The organism is Spirillospora sp. NPDC049652 (assembly GCF_040675125.1).
In the GTDB taxonomy this organism is placed as follows: Bacteria; Actinomycetota; Actinomycetes; order Streptosporangiales; family Streptosporangiaceae; genus Spirillospora.
The window spans coordinates 1-1,040 of record NZ_JBFAOF010001580.1; the positions used below are offsets into that span (position 1 = coordinate 1).

Annotated in this window: 2 protein-coding genes; both read right to left on the reverse strand. The window is 75.4% G+C overall.

Annotated features, from left to right (window positions below):
- The coding region (locus AB0J52_RS42080) for a hypothetical protein (protein ID WP_500188917.1) at nt 1-188 on the reverse strand (188 nt) is incomplete at its 3' end.
- A gap of 48 nt (nt 189-236) precedes the next feature.
- Nucleotides 237-1,040, reverse strand: an 804-nt coding sequence (locus AB0J52_RS42085) for a thiamine pyrophosphate-dependent enzyme (RefSeq protein WP_500188919.1), incomplete at its 5' end; no start/stop codon positions are given.

Here is a 1,040-nt window from a genome sequence, read left to right on the forward strand (position 1 = left end):
GTCGCGCACGCGCCGAGGACGCCCGCGACCGCCCCGAAGCGGATCGCGGGGAGGCGGAGGCGGGCTTTGCGTGCCATCTCCCGCTGGGCCGACTCCATGACGGCCTGGGCGAGTTCGAGGTTGTCTTCCAGCGGCTGCGCGGCGCCGTCGTTGCCCGCGCGGCCGGTGGGTTTCGGCTGGCGGCTCATGCGCCTGCGATACCCGACAGAAAGCCTGGAAAACACCGGAAAGCCCGGCTAGTGGGGACGGAACGCCTCGGCCAGCCACCAGGAGGGCTGGTCGGCCGTGACCTTCGCCTGGACCACCAGCGGGCGGTCGCGCGGCCCCGACAGCCAGTCCCGCACCGGCTCGAGGTCCTCGACCCGGCGGACGGTCAGCGCGTCGCAGCCGTAGGCGCGGGCGATCCCGGCGAGGTCGGCCGGCGGGAAGGTGACCGTGTCGAGCGGGTGCCCCTGCGGGCCAAAGTGGTGCACCTCCGCGCCGTACGCCTCGTCGTCGTAGACCACGACCAGCAGGCCGAGGCCGAGCCGCGCCGCGGTGTCCAGCTCGGTCGCCGACATCAGCGCCCCGCCGTCGCCGAGCGCCGCGACGGTCACCCGGTCCGGACGGGCGACGGCCGCGCCGACCGCCGTCGCCAGGCCGAGCCCGATGGACTGGAAGCCCTGCGTGAACACCAGGCCGTCCACGTCCGGGACGTCCAGGTACATCGTGGGGTAGCCCATGAAGTTGCCCGAGTCGACGGCCACCGTGCGCTCGGCGGGCAGCAGGTCGTCCAGGGCGATGGTGAGGGCGCGCGGATCGACGCGGACGCCGTCGGAGCGGTCCTTGAACGGCAGGTCGCGCCAGCGTCCCTCGGCGGCGACGCGCGCGGCGACCTCCCGGGTGCGGTAGCCGCGGACGCGGTGGCCGCGGCCGGCGAGCACCGCCTCCACGGCGACGGCGGTCTCGGCGGCGTCGCCGATGAGGCTGAGGTCCACCGGGCGGTGCGCGCCGAGCGCCTCGGCCTCCACGTCCACCTGGACGATCCGCGCGTCCGGCCC